Below are 19,118 nucleotides of genomic sequence, written 5' to 3'. Positions count from 1 at the left end.
TTAAAGGAGCCACCATGTCCCTAAAGAGAGGTAAATCAGGGTGGTGAGGACGTCGGCGAACATGAGGACCACAGGGCCGGCAGCCACGCGGGGGTCCCATTTCCGGGCATGGAGGATCAGCGGGACCGCTGAGCCGATCGTCGAGGTGACATAGACCGAGATCATGATCCCAAAGGCAATGGTCAGTCCAGGAACGATCCCATCCCCCCAGAGGAGGGAGACCGAGCCGACGATCATCCCGGAGGTGGCTGCAATCAGAGCTACGATCTGCCACTCTCGAAAGAGGCATGCCCAGGTATATTTCGACCGGCGGGTATTCTTCTTGAGAAGCTGCATACTCTGCGCCATCGATTGCATCGAGATCGACTCGGAAAGGGTGAGGACAAGGGGGATGAACATAGCGAGAAGGAGAACTTTAGCAAGGACCACCTCATAGACCACAGCAATAATGGCGCAGGCAAATCCTCCAAGCATATTACAAAAGATCCATGGCATCCGAGAGCGGTACCCTTGCCAAGGGGTGGCTTTCTTCCCCTCTTCGACATACATCCCCAGCAGCTGAAAAACGTCAGAACGGTGACGGGCCGACGCAATGTCGACCTTTTCTTCAAGGTAGACGCTGACATCGATCACCCCTAAAAGATGGTTGTTATCGTCAACAACGGGAAGGGCGAGGAGGTGGTGGGTCTCTAAAAACTCCATCGCCTCTTGGAGAGTCTGGTCTCCTTTGAGGCTAAAAAGATGTGTTCCCATGATCTCGGTAATGGGCACTTCTGGCTCGGTGAGGAGAAGGCGGCGGGTGGGGACAACGCCAAGGAGCTTCCGGTGCTCATCAACCACATAGATATAAATAATTTCATCGGTGATATGTTTATCACGGAGGTAGCGGAGGGCTTCTTCAACAGTATGGTCAACGTGGATGGTAGTCCTAACGGGAACGATGAAATCTCTAAGGGGCTTGCTCAAGTCTCTTTCTGACATGTCATTAGATTTACCTCTTTTGCCATAAATGTCAATTGGGTAAAATGGATCTTTATGAAAGATACGTCATGGAAGCAGGTTGGTAAATGGTATGATACCCTCGTTGCTAAGGAGGGACATACCTACCACAAAGAGGTGATCTTCCCAAGGCTGAAGGAGTGGTACTCCTTCGGTGAGGAAGATGCGGTCCTCGACCTTGGGTGTGGACAAGGGGTTTTTGCCCGGCAACTCCCAAAGGGGGTGCGCTATGTGGGGGTCGATGCGGCAAAATCACTGCTTCAAAAGGGAGAGAAGCGGTCGAATCATCGGTTTATGCTCGGAGATGCTACCAAACCGCTGAAAGTAGAGGGCGATTTTAGCCATGTTTTCATCATTTTAGCGCTCCAGAATATGACCGATGGGGCAAAGGCAATTGCCAATGGAGCCAAGCACCTCCGGAAAGGGGGGACGCTCACCCTGGTTCTCAACCATCCCTGTTACCGGATCCCGCGGCAGTCGAGCTGGGGGGTTGATGAAGGAAGAAAGATCCAATACCGGCGGATCGACCGCTACCTCTCTCCGATGGAAATTCCGATTCAGATGCACCCAAGCAAGGGGGGAAAGTCAGAAAAAACTTTTTCCTACCATGTTCCCCTCTCAACTTACGTGACGTGGATGGGAGAGGCAGGCCTTGCGATTACCCGCATGGAAGAGTGGGATTCGCCAAAAATGAGCACTGGAAAGTGGGCAAAAATGGAGAACCGCGCCCGAAAAGAATTTCCTCTTTTTCTTGCCATGGAAGGAACCTTAAGCTAAAATCACAGCTATGTGTGGAATATTTGGTTACATTCGCTCCCCCAAAGAGCTTAGGAGTTCTGTCGATGTCTGCATCGATGGGCTAAAACTTCTCGAGTATCGGGGTTACGACTCTTCGGGCATTGCAGGGATGATCGATGGGAAGATCCGGGCTTGTAAACGAGCAGGCAAGGTGGGCGCGCTCGAAGAGGCGGTCACCGAGGAAAACCTCGAGCTGGAAAGTGCCATTGCCCATACCCGCTGGGCCACGCATGGAATCCCTAACCAGGAAAATGCTCACCCCCATCTTGACCAAGAAGAGACCTTGGCAATTGTCCATAATGGAATCATCGAAAATCACCATGCTATCCGGGAAAAACTGATTCAAAAAGGGGTACAGTTTTCTTCTGATACCGACACCGAAGTGATCGCTGCTTTGATCTCTCACTACTATCAGGGAAACCTCCGGACAGCGGTCCAAAAAGCGCTCCGAGAACTCCATGGTTCTTTTGCCCTGGCGATCATCCATAAAGATCACCCTAATGAGATTATTGGCGCCTCTAGAGAAAGTCCCCTCGTCGTCGGGATGGATCCCAAAACGGGAGAGGCTTATCTCTCCTCTGATGCAAACTCTTTTAACGGAAAGGTGCTCGACGTCCTCTACCTCAAAGATGATGAGGTGGTCCTCCTCAAGCACAACAGCTTTACCCTCTATAATACCCATGGGCGCAAGGTAGAGAAAAAGCTGACAACGGTTGCTTTTGAAAATACCTCTGTCTCGAAAAATGGGTATGACCATTACATGCTCAAAGAGATCTTTGAGCAGCCGCAAACGGTTCAACAGGCAATGGCAGGACGCCTGTGCGAAGAGTTTGGAAAAGCAGAGCTAGAAGGGCTCAAGCTTTCCGATCAAAAACTGCAGTCGGTCAACCGGATCCTCATCTTAGCCTGCGGAAGCTCTTGGCATGCGGGCTCCATTGCCGCCTCGCAGTTCGAACACCTCGCCCGGATCCCCACCGAAGTGGAAATCGCCTCGGAGTTCCGCTATACCAACCCCATTATCTCTGAAGATACCCTCGTCATCGCCATTAGCCAATCGGGAGAAACAGCTGATACGATCGCTGCCGTCCGTGAAGCAAAAGCAAAAGGGGCCAAGGTGGTTGCTCTCTGCAATGTTGACCACTCGACACTTGTCCGCGAAACCGACTCTTTCCTCTTTTTAAGAGCGGGACCTGAGGTAAGTGTCTGCTCGACCAAAGCTTTCACCAGTCAGCTGACAGTTCTTTCCCTCCTTTGCCTCCACATGGCCCGCCTCCGCCACCTCAGTGAGGAGGAAGGGCAGCAATTTATCAAAGAGCTCAAACACCTCCCCCATAAGATCACCCAAGTGCTCGCGCAAGGGTCGCAGATTGAGGCCTACGCCGAAAAGTATGCATCCTTTGAGCACTTTTTTTTTATGGGGCGGCGTTACATGTATCCCACAAGTTTAGAAGCAGCTCTCAAGCTCAAAGAGATTAGTTATCTGAATGCAAATGGCTACCCCGCTGGTGAGATGAAGCATGGCCCCATCGCCCTTGTAAATCCCGACTTAGCCGTCATCGGCCTCTGCGGCAACCTTCAAACCTTTGATAAGATGATGAGCAATTTGATGGAGATCAAAGCGCGCGGCGGCTCCATCCTCGCCTTTGCTCCGAAGGGAAAAGAGGAGGTCCTGACCATTACAAACGATGTCCTCTGGATCCCCAAAGTGATCGATCCCCTCGCCTCGATCCCCTACTCAGTTGCCGGACAGCTCTTTGCCTACTACGTCGCAAAAATCCAGGGTACCGACATCGATCAACCCCGCAACCTTGCTAAATCAGTTACCGTTGAATAACTCACAAGAAGACAATTCTTTTCACTAAACCATGAAAAGCGTAAAATTCTCTTGTTGAAATAGATAGAAATACTTAAATACTTATATCTGATATAATAAGGGAAAATAAGGAGAGATGCTATGGCTACTCAAATGACTCGAATGTCTATTGACATTCCAACAAAAGATCACCGACGTCTAAAAGTTCTTGCTAATTCTCAGGGGCTTACTATTAGGGAGTTTGTTCTAACTTCTCTAGAACCAGCTCTACACCCAACAAAAAAGCCTAACAAAGAAACACAAAAAGCAATGGAAGATGCTAGAAAACGAAAAACAATCAAAGCAAATGACTTTGAAGATCTCTGTGATAAGCTAGGAATATAATGCTTTCTGTAGAATATACAAATACGTTCCAAAAAGACGTGAAAAAGATGAAACGTCGAGGAAAAAACACAAAGAAACTAACCGATGTTATCTATCTTCTTATGTAAGAAGAACCATTACCTCCAAAGTTTAGAAACCATAAGTTAATAGGAAACTATAGAGATCATTGGGAGTGTCATATTGAGCCCGATTGGCTCCTTGTTTACCAACTGATTAGGAAAACTCTAATCCTAGTTAGAACAGGTACTCACACAGATCTTTTTTAAGAAGTCACTTACGCCATTCAGCAATAAGATTGGCAACGAGACCCGTCCAGCCGGTTTGGTGCGAAGCGCCCAGCCCCCGCCCCGTATCGCCATGAAAGTGCTCATAAAAAAGAATAAGATCTTGGAAATGAGGCTCGTTTTGAAGGAGGTCATAGTCCCCATAGATGGGGCGTTTTCCTTCAGAATCCTTTTTGAAAAGGTTGATGAGAGCATCGGCAAAGTAGTGGGCCATTTCGTGGGGCGTTTTCCCCTCCACTTTAATCTGATCTCCTGTGTGCTCTCCTAAGGTTTTGAGCGCTTCGATAAAGAGGAATGAGGTGGGAAACCAGATCGGCCCCCGCCAGTTCGAGTTTCCTCCCATGAGGGTCGACTCGGCCTCTGCCGGCTCATACTTGATCCGGCTCCCTAAAAGCTCGTAAGGGTTTTTCTCATGATATTTCGAAAGACTGCGGATTCCGTAGTCAGAGCGGAATTCATTGGGATCCCACACCTTTTCGAGAACCCGTCCAATTTTTTCAGGTTCCATGAGGGTGAGGAGATACTTTTTCTTTCCGTCTTGCTCGATGGGGGTGACACAACGGCTACAGATATCTTCCCGGTTTTTGGTAAACCACTGGAAGCTCTCGGCAAACCCTTTGAACTGGTCAAGCTCCTCAGCGGTAATGCAATCGACAGCATAAAGAGGGATAAGCCCCACCATCGAGCGGACCTTGATCCGGATATGGTTATTGGTCTTGCAACCGGTGAGGACGTCGTAGAAAAAGCCATCCTCTTCGTCCCAGTTTTGGACCTCTCGGTTTTCGGCAGCAACTAAGGCATTGGCAATATAGACAAAGTGCTCATAAAACTTGATCGCCATCCCCTCGTAAACAGAATCCTCTTTAGCAAGCTCGAGAGCCATCCGCATCAGGTTAAGGCAGAAAAAGCCCATCCATCCCGTTCCATCGGACTGCTCGATCTTCCCGCCGCCGGGAATCTCCTGACTCCGGTCGACAACGGTGATGTTATCCATCCCAAGAAAGCCCCCCTCAAAGACGTTATTCCCCTTTGCATCGACCTTATTGACCCACCAGGCAAAGTTGAGAAGGAGCTTATGAAAACACTTCTTCAAGAAGGCGGTATCCTTCTTCCCATCCATGTTAAAGAGGCGGAGGGCTGCCCATCCCTGCACCGGAGGGTTGAGGTCAGAAAACTCCCACTCATAAGCAGGAACCTGCCCGTTGGGATGTTGAAACTGATCAAAAAGGAGGTACCACAGTTGGTCCTTCGCAAAATCCATATCGGTAAGGGCAAGAGATATACAGTGAAATGCCAAGTCCCACGCCGCAAACCAAGGATATTCCCACTTGTCGGGCATCGAAATGATCCGCTTTGAGATAAGGTGTTTCCAGTGGGTATTTCGGATACTTTCCCGCGACTGAGGAGGAGGCTCCTCAGGATTGTCCCCTTTGAGCCACAGGTTCACATCGTATAGGTAGATCTGCTTGGTCCAAATCATCCCCGCTAAAGCCTGCCGCTGGATGATCTTTTCCTCTTCAGTGGCCCCTTTCGGATGGATCCCCGCATAGTATTCATCAGCCTGCCGCTTCCGTTTATGGATCGTCTCCTCGACCCCCGTTAGCGGATGCTTCAGCGGTGTATTGGTCAAACGGAGGAGGATCTCTTCCTTCCCTCCAGCAGGCACTTTTAAGTCCCTAAAGTAGAAACAAGCTTTGGTCCCCTTCTCCTCAGGGTTCACCTTCTCCTTATCGTCTAAAACAATATAGCGGTGAAAGGCATCTTTCGTATAAGGGGTCTCACTTTTTTCTCCATAGAGATGCTCTTTATTGGTCTCATTGTTGGTAAAGAGGATCTCGGCCCGCTCATCGGCATAAAAATAGCGCTTTCCTACATGGTAATCAAAGCTTAAACGGCTAGGCGACTGGGCCATACTATCATCGGCCTCGATGCATCCCCCCTTGCCTCGCCGCATCACCGGCTCAGGAAGTCTCTCCTCGCCCCATCCCCACGTATTGCGAAAGATCAGCTGGGGAATCACATGGATCGACTCCTCCTGGGAGCTCCTATTCTCGATGGTTAGCTTGACGCAGATGTCATCCTTGCCCCCCTTGGCATACTCGATATAGATGTCAAAATAGCGCCCCCCATTAAAAATCCCCGTATCGACAAGCTCATATTCCCGCTCTTCGATCCCCCGCTGTCGCCCTTCCTCAGCAAGCTTCTCATAAGGGTACTCTTCGCACGGATACTTATAGAGATAGCGCATATAGGAGTGGGTAGGAACCCCGTCTAAATAGTAATAATATTCTTTAACATCTTCTCCATGGTTCCCCTGATGGGTCCCCACTCCATAAAGTCTTTCCTTCAAAATGGGATCTTTTCCATTCCAAAAGGCGTGGGTAAGAGCCAAAATCTGATACCGGTCGCAAAAGCCAGCGATTCCATCCTCGCCCCACCGATAGGTCCGGTAAGGGGCCATCTCATAGGGGAAGTGGTCCCAAGCATTTCCATCTCCACTATAGTCCTCCCGGACCGTACCCCACGAACGCTCAGAGACATAGGGCCCCCACTTCTTCCAAGGAAAGACATCTCCCCCCTTTTGCAAAAGGCGGAGCTCTTCCTCCCCATATTCAAAAAAAATTCTGTTTTTTTCCATGTCCTTTTTTTATAACAACAGCGTTAAATTGTATAATTAAAACTTTTTTATTTTATAAAAAACGCTTAATTATTTATTTAGTGTTTACATTAATAGCGACTATGCTATAATCGTGTCATAATAATAAAATAATAGAGGTAATTATCATGTCCTACCCTTTGTATGATCTTGGCGCTTCACTTGTCGATAAAATCCCCGGTGCCAGCACCCTTAATGGAGCCTATAGCTTTTATAAGGCTATTTCTCCCTTACTCGTTCTCCTTCCTGAGCTTGCAAAGCTCACAGGAAGCGCTTCAGACAATATGAAGAAACTCAAAAAATGTTTAGAAGAATTTGACAAGGCGATCGACCAGAATAACTATAATCGGTTGCAGCAGCTCGCTCCTCACATCCAAGTCACGATTAAAGAGGTAAGCGAAGACCTTGAAAGTAATTTCACAGCAAGTTCTTCGCAAAAACAAGCAGGGGCTCTTGCAGATCTCTATGCAAATTTAGCAGACTTTCTAGCTTTAAAAGGACCTGACCATAACAAATTAAAAGAGCTTACAGGAAAAGCATTAAAACTCGTTGAAAAAGAGGTCGAGGAGCAGAAAGGTGCGGTTCAAAAAGGTGTGGGAGCCATCGCTAGAAAAGCCAAGAAGGTCTTTAAAGAGGAGTTTGGTGGCATCGAAGGACTGACTCCCCTCGAGCTTCCTCCCCTTCCTCTTCACAAGCTCATGAGTGACCTTGCAAAATTTAGGTTTAATCTCAATGGATCTCTCCCTCAGCTTGTCCACAATACACTAGCAAACGACCTGAAAGAACTTGAGAAATCTCATCCCTTATTTAAAGGGGTCTATAATGATGTGATGGGAAATCGTGGCAATAAAAAACTTATTGATATGATTGAGCCTGCTTTAACCAATTTTATTAAAAAAAAGGTTCAGCCTAATCTTGAACTATCGACAGATAAGACTCTCTTTTTGGCTGTTGCAGAAGCTCTTGAGATCGAAAAGTTCGATAAAATCATGCATGACTTAGAGAATGGCCAAGGGCTTTTACCAGAAAAGGTCGACCAAGCAATTGATGCCCTGAGAAGACATCCTTTTATGACTAGAGCCAAAGATTTCAAAGCCCGTTTTGGAGCTCTTGTTAAGCGTTATATCGATGCGACTTATAACCGCTTCCAAACCGAAGATATTAATGAGGCCTTTACCTATTTGCAAAATAGAAAATATGGTGCTGCTCTGCTTAAGCTTAAGAGGATCTATGGAGTGACTGGAGATGGAAGCTCTGAAATTGAAAAAACACTCGATACCGTTACCTCATATGGAGAGAAAATTCTTCCTAAAACGACAATGGAGAGTCTCCGAGAAATCCTTGAAGTTTTTAAGACTAATGTGGTTTCTTTTTGTGGATCAAAAGCAAAACCAAAAAGCGCTCTTCCTACCCCTCCTTTAAAACAGATCTTAGACCGAGTAAGAGCGGGAGGAAATGACCTTGTCATCCAACATAACCTCAAAATCGATGTGAAAATATTAAAATCGGCCTACCCCGAATTTAAAGACCTTGAGGTTAATTTTGAAGATCATGAAGGTGTTATAGAGCAAATTGCAACCTTCATTGAAAGCCATGTGCAAGAAAGCTTAAATAGTGATGACTTTGCTCTAGCCCTTTACCATGCGGCTATAGAGTATGGAGAGGTCGGCTCAGATGTTCAAATAGAAAAAGCAGGTCAAATCGCTTGGGGAAAAAAGTTTTTAGAAAAAGAGAAAGAGGGTGAAAACATCCATCCTATCTTTTTCCATGCGGTTACCCGTGTTCTTGAGATGAAAAAGCTCGAAGGAGCCATCAATGCCCTTACAAATGGCAACCCTAAAACGCTCCAAGAAGTATCCCAGAATGTTGATATTGCCCTAACCCTTCTTGAGGGAGTCTCTTACCTAGAGGGAGCAACGGAGTTGCTCCAAGGGATCTACTCAACAGTTGATAGACTTATTAATAGCGCTTACTCTCTGATTAAAGCAGACCTTACCCATGAGGAAGCAGAGCAGGTCGAGGCCAAAATCCATGAAGCAACAAATTTGGCAAAGGCCAACCAGCCAGCTGCAGCCTTGAAGATCCTTAAAGGGCTCTTTGAGAGTGGTCCTGTTGCAAGGAAAACCCTTGCAGTCGAAGAGACCGCTTCATCAGCGATTGGTGACCTTGCCCGCGATTTTACCAAAAATACCCGCCCTGTCGAAGAGGTTTCTACTGAACAGCTCACCCCTGCTACAGACCCTAAACATAAGATGATCAATAACCTGACTGAGTTTGCAACGGTGCAAGCGATTGGAAGCTTCATCGGTTGGGATGCAGAAAGAATTAACAGCGAGCATTACAAGCTTAACCAAGATCTTGGGGGAAAAACAGGAGAAGACAGAAAAGCGGCCTTTAAAAAGGCTCTTAATAAATGGATTGAAGACTCCAACCTCGGTTTTTTCTCTAAAGTAACGGGGTATATGATGACCTCATTGGTTCGTAAACTCACGAAGATCTTTGCTAAAAGGTTTATTGAAGCGGTTGTTGCTCAAATGAGAACGTTGATGTTCGAACCGATCAACAACCCCTTAAGTAATGTCCATCATAAGCCCATTGAAATAGGGATCGAAGCGATTCTGCGTTATCTTAACGCTCATAACCAGTGGGAGAAAGGAAGTTCTCTCTTAGGAAAGTCAGAGACAATCCACCAAAACCTATGTGATCCAGCCCAAAATGGTGGAGTCGATGTTGCTAGACTTTATCGCAGAGTGATCAAAGATGGGTTGAAAGTGGTGTTAAGTCGACTCTCCCTTCGAGAAAAAGCTGCCACGTGGCGACAAGAGCTTTCTGAAGCTGTAGAAAGTAGTCACTCTAAAACAGAAGCAGCCTTACGAATAATTGCTTCTGGGTTAGGGGCTACCGCTACCTACTTAGGGCTTCCCCTCCTTGTCGTTGCAGACTGGGCCCAGTTCCTTACCCTTAAAGGAAGTTCCAACGTTGCCCTAAAGCTCTTTAAGGTTGGAGAGCATGTCCTTCATTCAGTGAAAGGTGTGATGGGAAGCTCGGCCCTTTCCCATCAGCTTAATACCGTTATCCTTACTCAGCTAGAGGAGTTTGAAGCCTCTATGGATGAGGATGGAGAAGACGGTATGGAACACCATGAGACCAGAAAAGGAAAAAGGCTCTTTGGAGAACTTGCTAGCAACTTCATTAAGTTACTTGAGAAAAAACCAAAGCTTTCTCGAGATCAACAGCTAAAAGCTGACACCATCCTCCAGCATTTAAAGAACGGAGTTGAAGGTCTAGCAAAAGATCAAATCGTCGCCATTGCTGGTGACATTACCGCTCTTATTTATGAAGCGATGAGAACCAAAGAAAATATGGAGATGATCCTGAATGGAAGTCTAGAAAGTATTGCAGAAGCCTTCCTTCCAACAAGGCATGGCTGCCTTCAAGATCTCTATAGCGAAGAAGAAATTAAGCAAATAGGGAATCATGAAGCCCTACTAAAACATTTCGAAAAAAGCCATGAAGATTTCACTCCAGCGAACTTTGAAAAAGCTCTTCGAGAAAAACATGCCGAAACCGAAAAAAAAATTCGAGAGACGATCGAAAGGATCTGCTCGAAAAAGCTCGATGCCGTGATTACCGAACAGTTTAGTCCCCTCCTTACACCAGCAAACCAAGCCGTTTTAGACCAGGTGACGTTCATCGAAAACCAGCTGATCCCCGAGCGCGCTCTTGCCCAAACAAGAGAGGCTACCTACATCGCTAGAGTGGAAAAGCTACTTAAAGAAAAAGACTTTGAAAATCTTAATGAGGAGCACCGAAAGTTCCTTAGCCAATTTAAGAGAAATATAGATCTTCTCAAAGCAAAAGAAGATGGAGCTAGATGTGCCACGCAAATGCGTACTCTATACGAAATGGCAAAAAGACTTGCTCCTCATATTGAAGCCCTTTCCAACGCAATTGCAGATAAGCGATACGCAATAGCACAACAAGCTCTAGCAGAGCTTCAGAAAAAAGCAAAAGATGAAGTTACCCTTCTCTCGACAATCCGTCATGCCATCGATACACAGCACCAATCCTTAGGAGATAAAGCGGGAACTTGGGGACATCACCTCCTTCAGATGGGAGCCGATGCTGCAACTCCTCTCGTTAAGAAAGGGATCGGAGCTGCCTTAAACACAGTTTTTGATAGAGTCCTCGATCTAAAAGATGGCAATGTTTATAGCGCACTTGCTATCGCAGGGCTTAGAAACTTTGACAAACGAGAAAGAGGCGGATCTGTGCAAGACAATCAGCTCATCGACCAGAGTACCAGTGCCACAATGAACTCGTTTCAAGTCATGTAATAGGGTCATACTTGGGCTTGCAGTAGGTCTCTTTAATGAAGAAGAGGCTGCTGATAACGCCCACAAAGAAACAAAGCGGGACAACCACGAGGCCAATGTGGTAGTTCTCAATCGAGTAGACCGGGGCACCATATCCGTCCCGGCCTCCTCCCCAGTAAAGCTGGAGCAAAAAGCCCACCAGCGGCTGAAAGAGAGCCCCTCCTGCCACCACCGCCATATTATTCAATCCAACAGCCGTCCCTACTACTGAGGGGCGGTTATTATCCTTTACAAGGGCAAACGACAAGATCTGACCTCCAGCCGCAATCCCCATCCCAAAGAGGAGAGCAAAAGCCGTTCCAAATCCCACCGGCAGATAAAACAAAATCAACGAGCAAACCAGTCCCACCGAAGAGCAAGCCGTTAAAAGGACTTTCCTCCTTCCCAAGTGATCAGAAATCCATCCCAAAAAGGGACTTGTAAGGCCAATCCCGACCCAAACAAGAGCCATCGCCAAAGCCGCCTCCGCTGTTTCCACCCCAAAGCGGACCTTCATGTAGGGAACACCCCAAAGAGCTGCAAAAACCGCCACCGGCCCCCAGCCACAAAATGCATAAAGAGCGATCCACCACGTCTGGCTACTCCGAACGATTTCCCGCAGCTCAGCCAGCAAATGATGGTGACGTTGATAGGGGCGATCGCGGATCACCCCTACGCAGAGGCAGGTCAATACAACCCCCAGTCCCCCCAATAGGACCATCACCATCCGCCAGTCAAGTTCCTCCAAAAGCCATGACAAAGGAAGCTCCCCACAAAGCGCCCCCATCGCCGCCAGGAACTGGGCAACGCCCACCAAAAAAGCAAAATATTTCGGAGGGAACCACCGGGCCGCCACCACCAAAACCCCTACAAAGGCAAATGCCGAGCCGATTCCCATCAAAAAGCGGCCCGCAGACGCCCATATAATCCCATCGGCCCAGCCAAAGAAAAATGTTCCCAAAGCGCAAAGAAAAACCGCCCCCGAAATGAGCCACCGGGCGTTGAAGCGGTCAAAAAGGAGCCCCACTGGGATCTGCATCAGCGTGTAGCTATAAAAATAAAAAGAGGCCATCACCCCAAGGGCCGCCGCTCCCCCACCGAAATCGAGCATTAAATGCTGCGTCATCACACTTGGGGAGACCTGCAAAGCCATCTCATAGAGGAGGAAAAAAGCTGCTAAAAGATAAATAAAAATTCCAATCATTGTTTCATATATACCATAAGGTGTAAAATAATGGCCATGAAAATCGCCGTAGCCCTATCAGGAGGAGTCGACTCCTCAACAGCCCTCTATCTTCTCAAAAAAGAAGGACACGATCTTTTTGGTCTTTTCATGAAGAACTGGGAAGAAGAAGATAGAGAAGGGCACTGCATCGCCGAAAAAGATGCCGAGGATGCCCGCGCCGTGTGTGAGCTTCTCGACATTCCCTTCTACACCGTCAACTTTGCCAAAGAGTATTGGGACAATGTCTTTACCCATTTTCTCAAAGAGATTGAGCTGGGCCATACCCCCAACCCCGACATCCTCTGCAACCGCGAGATCAAATTTAAGGTCCTTTTCGAAAAAGCCCTAGCTCTCGGCGCCGACGCTCTTGCAACAGGCCACTATTGCCAAACCCAAAATGGGCAGCTCCACAAAGGGCTTGATCCCAATAAAGACCAAAGCTACTTTCTCTACACCATCAAGAGCTCCACCCTCAATCGCGTCCACTTTCCCATCGGCCATCTCGAAAAGCCCCATGTCCGCGCCCTCGCCGAAAAAGCTTCTCTCCCCGTCTTCAGCAAAAAGGACAGTACCGGCATCTGCTTCATCGGCAAAAGAAATTTCCGCACCTTTCTAGAAAAATACATCCCCCACGAGCCTGGGATTATCGAAACTACCGATGGCAAACAGGTCGGCACCCATGATGGGATCTATTACTACACCATTGGCCAGCGGAAAGGGATGGGAGTGGGCGGTCCAGGCGAGCCCTGGTTTGTCGCTGCCAAAGACAAAAAAAGCCGGAAGCTCATTATCGCCCAAGGAGAGGATCATCCCGCCCTCTTCGCTCCTGCCCTTATTGCCACCGAGCCCTCCTGGGTAACCGAAGAGCCTACCTTCCCCCTCCATTGCCGGGCCAAAATCCGTTACCGTCAAACAGAGCAGCCCTGCACCGTTGAAAAGAGTCGCGATACCCTCCATGTCCGCTTCGACGAGCCCCAAAGAGCCATTACTCCCCGCCAATCTGTTGTCTTCTACGATGGGCCCCGCTGCCTTGGCGGCGCCATCATCGACCATCCAACTCACTAAAAAACAACCCACTAGACAGGTGTGCGTTCACAACGCACACTTTTAGCCAAAAGTGTGTATTGACAACGCACACCTATTTAGGTATTATAAAAGCAAAAAGGGTAAATAATGGACCGTGAGTTACTTAAGCAAGTAATTGCAGATCAGAAAGACTATGCTTTTCCCAAAACTTTCTTTGATCGAACCCAAGAAGCGGTGATTCAAAAATTTATTGACGATCCGAGCATATTGATCATTAGTGGAATCAGAAGATCGGGAAAATCAACCATTCAGCGAGTGCTGCAACAAAAGCTGCCTGAGTCAGACTATTATCTTAATTTCGACGATGAACGATTAGTCCGCTTTGGGGTTGAAGATTTTCAGGTATTGCTAGAGGTTTTTGCAGAGCTATTTGGGAAGCAGTCGACCTTTTACTTCGATGAAATTCAAAATATTGATGGGTGGGAGCAGTTCGTCCGAAGGCTTTATGAAAAAGGAAACAAAATTTATATCACAGGGTCTAATGCAAGGCTTCTTAGCCAGGAATTAGGGACCCATCTGACAGGTAGGTACATTCGATTTGAAGTCTATCCCCTTTCCTTCAAAGAGATTATCCAACATGAGTATCCACAAGTGCTCACTAAAAAAACTCCCACAACAGATGATGTTGGGATGGCACTGCACCATTTTTCTGACTATCTAAAGCATGGAGGCATCCCAGAGTATTACAAGTTTCGAAAAGCAGAGTATCTAAAAGATCTATACGAAGGGATTCTCTATCGGGATATTGCAGCCCGTTACAACATTACCAACGAAAAACCAATCCGAGAACTTGTTTACTATTTTGCGAGCAATATCGGGAAAGAGTTTAGCTATAGAAAGCTAGGGGAAGCCGTAGGACTTAGCAGTCCCCACACCGTCTCCAACTACTGTGACTATCTAGAAAAATGTTACCTTTGTTTCTTTTTAAGTCGGTACAGTCATTCCCTCAAAAAGCAGATTCTATACAATAAAAAATGTTACATGATCGATCCTGCCCTAATCCGGACGATAGGGTTTCGAGTGAGCAAAGATAGAGGAAGGCTCTTAGAAAACATTGTCTTTCTCCATTTAAAAATGTTGGGGCTCGAAGTCTACTTCCACAAAGAGAAAAAAGAGTGTGACTTCATCACAAGAAAAGAAAACCGGATTACCCAAGCCATCCAAGTTTCTGCAAGCCTTTCCGATGAGAAGGTCAAAAACCGAGAGCTCGAAGGGCTTATGGAAGCGATGAATGCTTATGGGCTTAAGGAAGGTCTCATCATCACTGAAAATGAGCAAAACACCCTCGACATCAACAGCTTTACAGTCAAAGTTATTCCAATATGGAAGTGGCTACTTGAGCTTTAGTGCTACCAATCATCCGCTTTATAAATAGAGCCACACAGCCCACAAAGACCGCCCCTAGCGTCAAAAAGAGCCCCATTTTCCCCAATCCCACCAGTTTCGGTCCCACGCCGTAGACCAACATGCCAGCCCCCAGGCTCCCTCCAATTAGAAGCGCCATCTCTCTTACAGCAATCCCAGTTTTCCACCCCTTCAGGGCCCCTCTTAGCCCCAAAAAGTTCATCCAGATGCCCAGACTCGTACTCAGAGCGATTGCAATGGGGCCCAGTCCCATTCCAAAGACGAAAAGGCCATTAAGTCCAATATTCAAAGCCACCGCTCCCACAGAGAAAAGCATCGGCGTTTTAAAATTCCCCTCAGCATAAAAGACCGTCGAGTAAAGAAGGATCAGGGTTGCCGGAACGATGCCCAGGCCATAGACCCCTAAGCAAGCCGCCGTTTGACCCACCGCATGCTCAGAAAAGCTTCCCCGCCCGAAGATACAGTCGATAGCCCCGTAGCCCAGAACCCCAATAGCCACCGTCATCGGCACCATGACAGCAAGGACCCTGCGGCATCCAAAGCGAAAGATCCTTTCCCCCTCTTCCCGATCGCCCCCCTTAATCGCCCGAGACAACACCGGCACCAACGTATTCACAGCCGCAATACCGAAAAGAGCCAGAGCCAGCTGCTGGAACTTACTCGCATACCACAAGTAGACAGGACCACTTACGTGAGCAAACCGAGCAAAAACAGCATCCAAAAACGAGTTAATCTGAGCAGCGCCCACCCCGATTGCGCCCAAGCTAAACGTTCGCCCCAGTCTCCACATCTCGCCATCAAATAAGCCACCCCCAAGCCACCGACCCCGTCCGATCTCCAGCCGCAGCTGGACAGCCGTCACGAGCCATTGAAGGACAAAGCCCCCCAACACCCACTGAGCGAGACCGACCATCGCCCTTTCCATCTCCCAGTTCCGCACCATCCAAGCACCAATCATCCAACAGGTGTTGCACAAAACGGGAGCCATGCTCGAAACAAAAAACTTATTTCTGCACTGCAGTAGCGAGATATTCAGGCCATATAAAGCGACAAAGAAAAGAGCAGGGAGCATCCACCCCGTCAACCGGGCGATTTCCCCCTTGCCCAATAGCAGCTCGCCCAGTCCAATCGCACACAAGACAACCAGCCCGACCACCACACACAGTTTCCGGAAAAACGCCTCCCCTGCACGCCTCTCTAGCCCCTCAAACTGTGGAATGAATGCTGACTGCAGAGGGCCCTCACCAAAAAAGCGTCTCAATACATTCGCAAACCTAAAAGCGACAATAAAAGCGGCCACCGACGGATGGTCCCCAAAAGAATAGGCCATGACCAGGTCCCGCCCCAGCCCGCTCACACGGCTCAGCATCATTCCCGAGAAAAGTCTTCTTAGGCCCGACCCAAAATAGCTAGATAATTGCCTGCTCATCCCCCTACGATATCCCAATTCCAACCCAAAAAGCAATCCCCAGCGCACCAACTTTTGGAATTGATGATGGCTCCAGCTTCGCCAAATTCCCTTTCCTACTTACCCATAGCATCATTCAAGACCCTCCTCTGGATTCCTTATCCCTGACCTAGTAGAAAATTTCCTTGCTTATCAAAAAAGCATTAACTAGACTCAATATTTTTCAACTCCTGGGGCTCATATGAAGATCTTTCGCTTTCTGCTCATTTTCTGTATCCCAGCAATCTTTTTGAATAGTCCGATTGAGGCATGCTCCCCTCTTAGGTTGTGGGAGGAAAAAGAATCCATTTGGGATTTTCTCTCTTACGAAAATCTTTCTTACGATAGCCTGTTGGCTTTGATCGATACCATTGAAAATGGAAAAGGCTCTGAGATATGGGAGATCAATGAGGTCATTAGCTTTGTCACATTCCTAGCTCGGAATGGAATAGTAGAGGGAGATATAGCTGCAAAAGAGGAACTAGAGCAAGATATTGCAGATCTTTTGGAGGATGAATCATTTACTTATTGGGAGGAAGAACAGTGGAATATTGCACCGGCAGGTTACTTTGGAGAAAAACCTCACCTAATGACTTGCGGATGGCTATCCAAAAAATGGAAAAAGACGAAAAGGTTTGTTAAAAAGCATAAAAAAGCCATCATCGTTGCAGCTGTCGTGGTGGTGGTAGCAACCGTAGTTATTGTCGCTACAGGGGGATCAGGTACTGGACCCGCTGTAGCAGGAGCAGCAGGTGCTATTGGAGCTGCTAATGGGTCTGAACGTCCTCGAGTGAATAAGCCCGGAGAAGTGGGGTATGAAGCTGAAGAAGAGCCGATAGCTAAGAATCCACCTGTTGAAGAAACCGTTAAAAAGCATATTTTTGCAGTTAAAGAAACCCTGACCGATGAGCTTCCCAATGAAGCAATGAATATCCCCCTTGCAGAAGAAGGAGCCTTTTGGCAAGAGGCTGTTGATAGGACAAAGAATACGGTTTCTTGGATCGCCCATGATGCAATAGAAGAAACAGGAAAATTAATAGGAGCTCCAGAGGAGAGCACCTACAATTGTCATGAAAAGATTGATGGAATAATGGGAACAGATTTTTCCTCGCAATTCAACCCCGAAGTCTTAGCAAAGCAGCCCGATATCATTAGAGGAGAGGTTCCTATCCCTGTTGGGGGCATTGTTGGCTCCTCTGGAAGAGTGGCAGCAGCAGCAAGAACAGCAGGGATTATTGGAGGAGCAGCCGTTGCAAGAGGTGCCTTGAGAGAAACTCCATTTCCCCCATCAAATGCAAACAGCCAATTATATTTAGAAAGACAAATAAGGGAAGATTTAACGTTAAAAGGATACAACCCACCAGGAAGGCCTACGGGTATTCCTGAAGATTGGAAAGTGCATAGATGTAGAAAAGATGGAGGGGTTAAGTATGCCTCTGAGATTATAAAAAAAGACGGGACACCTTATGCAAAACAAGAAATAAGAGTGATGCCGGCTAACCCTAATAGCTCGTTTGAGGGGCACCAAAGGCCTTATGTAAAACATAGGGTTGAGAACAGCTTTTACGATAAAGATGGCAATGTTGTCCCTGAAAGGAGCTTAGAAGCACACATAGATTACGATGAGTATGACTTTGAAAAAATTTCATCTAAGGTTGAAGGATAATTACTATAATGGATAAAAATGCGCTAAATTATTACCGAGATATTTTTCTAGAAAACCTTGAGGGAATCTCGAACATTGATAAGCAAAAAAAAGCTTGGATAGGTGGCAATTATGAAGGCTTTAATACGTTTATCGAAATGTTTGAGAGTTTTGTTTCTCCATGCGAGTATGTGATGAAATGGTCAGTGCTTTCAGACCAGCAGCGGGAAGACCTCAAAAAGTTATATGATATGCTAATAAGCTATCAGGATAAAAAAGAAGAGGATGGGAAAATGGTTGACAAAACAGATAGCGAAATCTGTCAAGACCCCCTTTGGAATGAGATTAGGACGTTTGCTCGTAAGGTTTATAGGGACCTTGAGCCTATTGGGCGGAACAAAGAGGGTTAAGTTCGACTTGATCTTCGATCAGGTGATTGGATGCCAGTGGAAATCCAGTATCAAAAGGGAGTCCTGATTCCCATCTATATCCACCTGAATGAATTGATCAAAATGAAAAAGATATCATTTTATCTCTTGAAAGTGCTGAGATAGATCCAATGTATAATGCCACCAATAGACGTAGACACAAAAATGCGGTAAATTAACAGCCAAATGTAAGGAGGCAAACATGACCGCAAAAAAAGGAAAGAGTAGTGTAACACTACCAGAGCCAGATCGCGCAAACTTTTCAGGAATCCCAGCTGCAAGACGAATGTTTTCAAGCTGATGCTATATTAGTAGAAAATTTCCTTGCTTATCAAAAAAGCATTAACTAGACTCAATATTTTTCAACTCCTGGGGCTCATATGAAGATCTTTCGCTTTCTGCTCATTTTCTGTATCCCAGCAATCTTTTTGAATAGTCCGATTGAGGCATGCTCCCCTCTTAGGTTGTGGGAGGAAAAAGAATCCATTTGGGATTTTCTCTCTTACGAAAATCTTTCTTACGATAGCCTGTTGGCTTTGATCGATACCATTGAAAATGGAAAAGGCTCTGAGATATGGGAGATCAATGAGGTCATTAGCTTTGTCACATTCCTAGCTCGGAATGGAATAGTAG

At 46.9% G+C, this 19,118-nt stretch carries 13 protein-coding genes and 1 pseudogene; 10 read left to right on the top strand and 4 right to left on the bottom strand.

Annotation, left to right across the window (positions count from 1 at the left end; genetic code table 11):
- Positions 1–981, bottom strand: a complete 981-nt coding sequence (locus NEPTK9_RS03820) for a magnesium transporter (RefSeq protein ID WP_194847507.1) — start codon at positions 979–981, stop codon at positions 1–3.
- Positions 982–1,035: 54 nt separating this feature from the next.
- Between NEPTK9_RS03820 and NEPTK9_RS03815 the strand changes: the two genes are divergently transcribed.
- The 4 genes and pseudogenes from NEPTK9_RS03815 to NEPTK9_RS09635 all read left to right on the top strand — a co-directional run.
- On the top strand, positions 1,036–1,776 hold the full coding sequence (locus NEPTK9_RS03815; protein WP_194847506.1) for a class I SAM-dependent methyltransferase: 741 nt from the start codon (positions 1,036–1,038) through the stop codon (positions 1,774–1,776).
- 10 nt (positions 1,777–1,786) lie between these two features.
- Positions 1,787–3,631, top strand: coding sequence for a glutamine--fructose-6-phosphate transaminase (isomerizing) (gene glmS / locus NEPTK9_RS03810; RefSeq protein ID WP_194847505.1), 1,845 nt, complete (start codon positions 1,787–1,789; stop codon positions 3,629–3,631).
- Positions 3,632–3,751: 120 nt separating this feature from the next.
- On the top strand, positions 3,752–3,994 hold the full coding sequence (locus NEPTK9_RS03805; RefSeq protein WP_194847504.1) for a hypothetical protein: 243 nt from the start codon (positions 3,752–3,754) through the stop codon (positions 3,992–3,994).
- A gap of 122 nt (positions 3,995–4,116) precedes the next feature.
- Positions 4,117–4,260: pseudogene (locus tag NEPTK9_RS09635) on the top strand (type II toxin-antitoxin system YafQ family toxin); the annotation flags it as partial.
- Between the two features lie 4 nt (positions 4,261–4,264).
- On the opposite strand, the gene NEPTK9_RS03795 reads toward NEPTK9_RS09635, so the two are convergent.
- Positions 4,265–6,916 (bottom strand): MGH1-like glycoside hydrolase domain-containing protein, encoded by a 2,652-nt coding sequence (locus NEPTK9_RS03795; RefSeq protein WP_194847503.1) that lies wholly within the window; start codon positions 6,914–6,916, stop codon positions 4,265–4,267.
- 146 nt (positions 6,917–7,062) lie between these two features.
- On the opposite strand from NEPTK9_RS03795, the gene NEPTK9_RS03790 reads away from it, so the two are divergent.
- Complete coding sequence (locus tag NEPTK9_RS03790; RefSeq protein WP_194847502.1) at positions 7,063–11,271, top strand: hypothetical protein; 4,209 nt, start codon at positions 7,063–7,065, stop codon at positions 11,269–11,271.
- Here the strand turns inward: NEPTK9_RS03790 and NEPTK9_RS03785 are convergent.
- Entirely contained in the window at positions 11,264–12,493 is a 1,230-nt protein-coding gene (locus NEPTK9_RS03785; RefSeq protein ID WP_194847501.1) for an MFS transporter, read from the bottom strand. The genes NEPTK9_RS03790 and NEPTK9_RS03785 overlap by 8 nt on opposite strands.
- 30 nt (positions 12,494–12,523) lie before the next feature.
- Between NEPTK9_RS03785 and mnmA the strand changes: the two genes are divergently transcribed.
- Both mnmA and NEPTK9_RS03775 read left to right on the top strand, forming a co-directional pair.
- A complete protein-coding gene (mnmA, locus tag NEPTK9_RS03780) occupies positions 12,524–13,579 on the top strand; it encodes a tRNA 2-thiouridine(34) synthase MnmA (RefSeq protein ID WP_194847500.1) in 1,056 nt (351 codons plus the stop codon).
- A 108-nt stretch (positions 13,580–13,687) separates the two neighbouring features.
- Positions 13,688–14,947 (top strand): ATP-binding protein, encoded by a 1,260-nt coding sequence (locus NEPTK9_RS03775; protein WP_194847499.1) that lies wholly within the window; start codon positions 13,688–13,690, stop codon positions 14,945–14,947.
- Here NEPTK9_RS03775 and NEPTK9_RS03770 read toward each other — a convergent pair.
- Positions 14,913–16,394: a lipid II flippase MurJ gene (locus tag NEPTK9_RS03770; RefSeq protein ID WP_194847498.1), complete on the bottom strand. Its 1,482-nt coding sequence runs from the start codon at positions 16,392–16,394 to the stop codon at positions 14,913–14,915. The genes NEPTK9_RS03775 and NEPTK9_RS03770 overlap by 35 nt on opposite strands.
- A 268-nt stretch (positions 16,395–16,662) precedes the next feature.
- On the opposite strand from NEPTK9_RS03770, the gene NEPTK9_RS03765 reads away from it, so the two are divergent.
- The 3 genes from NEPTK9_RS03765 to NEPTK9_RS03755 form a co-directional block, all read left to right on the top strand.
- On the top strand, positions 16,663–18,078 hold the full coding sequence (locus NEPTK9_RS03765; RefSeq protein ID WP_194847497.1) for a hypothetical protein: 1,416 nt from the start codon (positions 16,663–16,665) through the stop codon (positions 18,076–18,078).
- Positions 18,079–18,086: 8 nt separating this feature from the next.
- A complete protein-coding gene (locus NEPTK9_RS03760) occupies positions 18,087–18,467 on the top strand; it encodes a hypothetical protein (RefSeq protein WP_194847496.1) in 381 nt (126 codons plus the stop codon).
- 446 nt (positions 18,468–18,913) lie between these two features.
- A partial coding sequence (locus tag NEPTK9_RS03755; RefSeq protein WP_194847495.1) for a hypothetical protein occupies positions 18,914–19,118 on the top strand: 205 nt, incomplete at its 3' end.

It is taken from the genome of Candidatus Neptunochlamydia vexilliferae (genome assembly GCF_015356785.1).
Taxonomy (GTDB): domain Bacteria; phylum Chlamydiota; class Chlamydiia; order Chlamydiales; family Simkaniaceae; genus Neptunichlamydia; species Neptunichlamydia vexilliferae.
The sequence above is the reverse complement of the archived record's forward strand: the minus strand, read 5'-3'. Positions and strand labels throughout refer to the sequence as shown.

Bases quoted from the DNA above. Each gene is read 5' to 3' on its own strand.
- NEPTK9_RS03820 (WP_194847507.1), bottom strand. From the start codon at position 981: ATGTCAGAAAGAGACTTGAGCAAGCCCCTTAGAGATTTCATCGTTCCC.
- NEPTK9_RS03815 (WP_194847506.1), top strand. From the start codon at position 1,036: ATGAAAGATACGTCATGGAAGCAGGTTGGTAAATGGTATGATACCCTC.
- glmS (WP_194847505.1), top strand. From the start codon at position 1,787: ATGTGTGGAATATTTGGTTACATTCGCTCCCCCAAAGAGCTTAGGAGT.
- NEPTK9_RS03805 (WP_194847504.1), top strand. From the start codon at position 3,752: ATGGCTACTCAAATGACTCGAATGTCTATTGACATTCCAACAAAAGAT.
- NEPTK9_RS03795 (WP_194847503.1), bottom strand. From the start codon at position 6,916: ATGGAAAAAAACAGAATTTTTTTTGAATATGGGGAGGAAGAGCTCCGC.
- NEPTK9_RS03790 (WP_194847502.1), top strand. From the start codon at position 7,063: ATGTCCTACCCTTTGTATGATCTTGGCGCTTCACTTGTCGATAAAATC.
- NEPTK9_RS03785 (WP_194847501.1), bottom strand. From the start codon at position 12,493: ATGATTGGAATTTTTATTTATCTTTTAGCAGCTTTTTTCCTCCTCTAT.
- mnmA (WP_194847500.1), top strand. From the start codon at position 12,524: ATGGCCATGAAAATCGCCGTAGCCCTATCAGGAGGAGTCGACTCCTCA.
- NEPTK9_RS03775 (WP_194847499.1), top strand. From the start codon at position 13,688: ATGGACCGTGAGTTACTTAAGCAAGTAATTGCAGATCAGAAAGACTAT.
- NEPTK9_RS03770 (WP_194847498.1), bottom strand. From the start codon at position 16,394: ATGAGCAGGCAATTATCTAGCTATTTTGGGTCGGGCCTAAGAAGACTT.
- NEPTK9_RS03760 (WP_194847496.1), top strand. From the start codon at position 18,087: ATGGATAAAAATGCGCTAAATTATTACCGAGATATTTTTCTAGAAAAC.